Annotated in this window: 3 protein-coding genes; 1 reads left to right on the top strand and 2 read right to left on the bottom strand. The window is 67.7% G+C overall.

What is annotated here, in order from left to right:
- Positions 1–40 precede the first annotated feature (40 nt).
- Positions 41–619 carry a GNAT family N-acetyltransferase gene (locus AOK17_RS42950; protein ID WP_055618078.1) on the bottom strand — a complete coding sequence of 193 codons (579 nt, stop codon included), beginning with the start codon at positions 617–619 and terminating at the stop codon, positions 41–43.
- A gap of 245 nt (positions 620–864) precedes the next feature.
- Here AOK17_RS42950 and secA point away from each other — a divergent pair, with 245 nt between their 5' ends.
- Positions 865–3,705, top strand: a complete 2,841-nt coding sequence (gene secA / locus AOK17_RS42945; protein WP_055618077.1) for a preprotein translocase subunit SecA — start codon at positions 865–867, stop codon at positions 3,703–3,705.
- 234 nt (positions 3,706–3,939) lie between these two features.
- Here secA and AOK17_RS42940 read toward each other — a convergent pair.
- On the bottom strand, positions 3,940–4,403 hold a 464-nt coding region (locus AOK17_RS42940; protein WP_245697729.1), incomplete at its 5' end, for an Rv3235 family protein.

Below are 4,403 nucleotides of genomic sequence, written 5' to 3'. Positions count from 1 at the left end.
CGGAGGAGGCGGTCGGGGGGGGGGGGCGGGCGCCGGGAGTTCAGCTTTGCCGTGGTGTGGGCAGATAGGGCGCTGTCGACGGCAGGCCCAGGTCCGACGGGAGCAGGGATCCGATCCAGCAGTCGCGGCGTACGCCCTTGTTGTTGATGCCGGAACGAAGGGTGCCTTCGATGGTGAAGCCCGCGCGTTCGGCGACCGCGCGGGAGCCCGTGTTGCCGACCTCGGCCCGCCACTCGACGCGGTCGATCGCCAGTTGGGTGAAGGCCCAGCGGGAGGCGGTGAGGGCGGCCTCGGTGATGTAGCCGTTGCCCCGGTGTTCCTTCGTCGCCCAGAAACCGATCTCGCCGACCCCCAGGGAGCGCATCGTGATGGCGAGCATGCCGGCGAGTTCTCCGCTGACGGGCAGGAAGACGCCGAAGGTGAACATCGAGCAGTCCACCCATCCGTCGGGCACCATCTGCTCGGTGAAGGCCGTGGCGTGTTCGGGCAGATAGGGCGACGGGATCGTGGTCCAGCGCTGGATGTCGGGATCCTGGACGGCGTCGAACACGGCGTCGGTGTCGTGCGGTCCCACCGTGCGCAGCAGGAGCCGTTCGGAGGTCAGTGTGACGGGGTCCATCGGCCGATTCTGCTCGGGCTTCGGTGAGGAAGCCATCACTTTAGCCCTGTGTGAGGCGGCGGTTACCTTTCGTAGCGCTTGCGCGGCACCTTCCGCATCCTCCGCCCGTTGTCTCAATGGCTGTCACATGCAGACCTCCCGGCGCGGTGGGGTCCTCGCTTACGATGGCCGTTGCTCAAGCTGTGATTTGAAACCGTCATTGAAACCGACCGTCCCAGGCCCGACCGGCAAGGAGACAAACCCCCGTGTCCGTCCTCTCGAAGATCATGCGTGCAGGCGAAGGAAAGATCCTGCGCAAGCTGCACCGCATCGCGGACCAGGTCAACTCCATCGAAGAGGACTTCGTTGACCTCTCCGACGCCGAGCTGCGAGCCCTGACCGATGAGTACAAGCAGCGGTACGCCGACGGCGAGAGCCTCGACGACCTGCTGCCCGAGGCGTTCGCGACCGTCCGTGAGGCCGCCAAGCGCGCCCTCGGCCAGCGTCCCTACGACGTGCAGATCATGGGCGGCGCAGCGCTCCACCTCGGCTATGTCGCCGAGATGAAGACCGGTGAGGGCAAGACCCTGGTCGGCACGCTGCCCACGTATCTGAACGCCCTCTCCGGAGACGGCGTCCACCTCATCACGGTCAACGACTACCTGGCCGAGCGCGACTCCGAGATGATGGGCCGTGTCCACAAGTTCCTGGGTCTGAGCGTCGGCTGCATCCTGGCCAACATGACGCCGGCCCAGCGTCGCGAGCAGTACGCGTGCGACATCACGTACGGCACGAACAACGAGTTCGGCTTCGACTACCTGCGCGACAACATGGCGTGGTCGCAGGACGAACTGGTGCAGCGCGGCCACAACTTCGCGGTGGTCGACGAGGTCGACTCGATCCTCGTCGACGAGGCCCGTACGCCGCTGATCATCTCCGGCCCCGCAGACCAGGCCACCAAGTGGTACGGCGACTTCGCCAAGCTCGTCACGCGCCTGAAGAAGGGTGAGGCGGGCAACACCCTCAAGGGCATCGAGGAAACCGGCGACTACGAGGTCGACGAGAAGAAGCGCACCGTCGCCATCCACGAGCCCGGCGTCGCCAAGGTCGAGGACTGGCTGGGCATCGACAACCTCTACGAGTCGGTGAACACGCCTCTGGTGGGCTACCTGAACAACGCCATCAAGGCCAAGGAGCTCTTCAAGAAGGACAAGGACTACGTCGTCATCGACGGCGAAGTCATGATCGTCGACGAGCACACCGGCCGTATCCTCGCCGGCCGCCGCTACAACGAGGGCATGCACCAGGCGATCGAGGCGAAGGAAGGGGTGGACATCAAGGACGAGAACCAGACGCTCGCCACGATCACCCTGCAGAACTTCTTCCGCCTCTACAAGCGCCACGACCACAACGGCAAGGAAGTCCCCGGTCTCTCCGGCATGACCGGTACGGCGATGACCGAGGCCGCCGAGTTCCACCAGATCTACAAGCTCGGCGTCGTCCCGATCCCGACCAACCGGCCGATGGTCCGCAAGGACATGTCCGACCTGATCTACCGCACCGAGGTCGCGAAGTTCGAGGCCGTCGTCGACGACATCGCCGAGAAGCACGAGAAGGGCCAGCCGATCCTCGTCGGTACGACGTCGGTCGAGAAGTCCGAGTACCTCTCGCAGCAGCTCTCCAAGCGAGGCATCCAGCACGAGGTGCTGAACGCCAAGCAGCACGACCGCGAGGCGCCGATCATCGCCCAGGCGGGCCGCAAGGGTGCCGTCACCGTCGCCACGAACATGGCCGGCCGTGGCACGGACATCAAGCTCGGCGGCAACCCGGACGACCTCGCCGAGGCCGAGCTGCGCCAGCGCGGCCTCGACCCCGAGGAGCACATCGAGGAGTGGGCCGCCGCGCTGCCCGCCGCCCTGGAGCGGGCCGAGAAGGCCGTGCAGGCCGAGTTCGAAGAGGTCAAGGACCTCGGCGGGCTCTATGTGCTGGGCACCGAGCGGCACGAGTCCCGCCGTATCGACAACCAGCTTCGAGGCCGCTCCGGCCGTCAGGGCGACCCGGGCGAGTCCCGCTTCTACCTCTCCCTGGGTGACGACCTGATGCGCCTCTTCAAGGCCCAGATGGTCGAGCGCGTCATGTCGATGGCGAACGTCCCGGACGACGTGCCGATCGAGAACAAGATGGTCACCCGCGCCATCGCCTCCGCCCAGTCGCAGGTCGAGACGCAGAACTTCGAGACCCGCAAGAACGTCCTCAAGTACGACGAGGTCCTCAACCGGCAGCGCGAGGTCATCTACGGCGAGCGCCGGCGCGTCCTGGAGGGCGAGGACCTGCAGGAGCAGATCCAGCACTTCATGAACGACACGATCGACGCGTACATCGACGCGGAGACCGCCGAGGGCTTCGCCGAGGAATGGGACGTGGACCGGCTGTGGGGCGCCTTCAAGCAGCTCTACCCGGTGAAGGTCACCGTCGAGGAGCTGGAGGAGGCGGCCGGCGACCGTGCCGGTCTGACCGCCGAGTTCATCTCCGAGTCCATCAAGGACGACATCTACGAGCAGTACTCGGCGCGTGAGGAGCAGCTCGGCTCCGAGATCATGCGTGAGCTGGAGCGCCGGGTCGTACTGTCGGTCCTGGACCGCAAGTGGCGCGAGCACCTCTACGAGATGGACTACCTCCAGGAGGGCATCGGCCTGCGCGCGATGGCCCAGAAGGACCCGCTGGTCGAGTACCAGCGCGAGGGCTTCGACATGTTCACCGCCATGATGGACGGCATCAAGGAGGAGTCCGTCGGCTACCTGTTCAACCTGGAGGTCCAGGTAGAGCAGCAGGTCGAGGAGGTCCCGGTACAGGACGCGAAGCCGTCGCTCGCCAAGGGGGAAGCGGTTCCTGCGGGTTCCTCCCGTCCGGAGATCCGCGCCAAGGGGCTCGACACTCCGCAGCGGCCGGACCGGCTGCACTTCTCCGCGCCCACCGTGGACGGCGAGGGCGGCATCGTCGAGGGCGACTTCACCAACGACGACGAGCCGGTGCGGTCGGAGTCGGACGGGCTCACGCGCGCGGAGCGGCGTAAGCAGCAGAAGGGTGGCCGGCGCCGCAAGAAGTGACGGTTCGCTCCGCGGGGCCGGTGGTTGGCTCCGCGGGGTGAGCGGTTCGCTCTGTGGGGTGGGCAGTTGAAGGGCCGGGCATCTTTGGTGCCCGGCCCTTTGCGTTGGGTTGGCCTCCGGCCCGGGTGTTGTTGGCTGCGGGTCGGAGGGGCTGGTCGCGCAGTTCCCCGCGCCCCTGATGGGGCGCTCAGGTGCAGGCGTGCCTGATGCGTGCCCCGGGGGCGGATGTGCGGGTCAGTCCTCGTTCGTGTGGGGCATGCGGGCGCCGCCCAGTTCTACTGCTGTGCAGCGCCAGCGGAGGTCGGGGCCCTGTTCCAGGCGGAATGCCATGGCGCGGAGCTGGTCGCCCGCGCCGATGCGGGCGAAGGCCTCGACCGCGCCCGGGCGCGGCACGTAGTAGCCGATGTCGCGGACGACGGGGCGGGTGCCGCGGGCGCGGAGCGGGCCGCGTTCGGCGAGCCATGCCAGTTCGTCGTACGCGCGTCCCGCGGTGTGCCGGAGCATCCAGTGGACGGGGCGCTGACCACTCAGAACGGCCACGAGACGGTCGGCGAACAGGTCGGTGGGGCGAGGCTGCCGGGGTGCGCCCCGAAGGCTCTCAGCAGGGGCTGTGGGGCTCCTCCGGGGAGGGGCTCCGGACGGGACCGGCGAGGCGGTCGGGACGGGGCTCGGGGCAGGGTTCGGGGCCGTGCTCGGGG

The organism is Streptomyces phaeochromogenes (assembly GCF_001418655.1).
Lineage (GTDB): Bacteria > Actinomycetota > Actinomycetes > Streptomycetales > Streptomycetaceae > Streptomyces > Streptomyces phaeochromogenes.
Note: the sequence above shows the minus strand (reverse complement) of the source record. Positions and strands in the feature narration are given on the sequence as shown.

What these genes read in the sequence shown, in the direction of transcription:
- AOK17_RS42950 (WP_055618078.1), bottom strand. Translation starts at nt 619, where the DNA reads ATGGACCCCGTCACACTGACCTCCGAACGGCTCCTGCTGCGCACGGTG.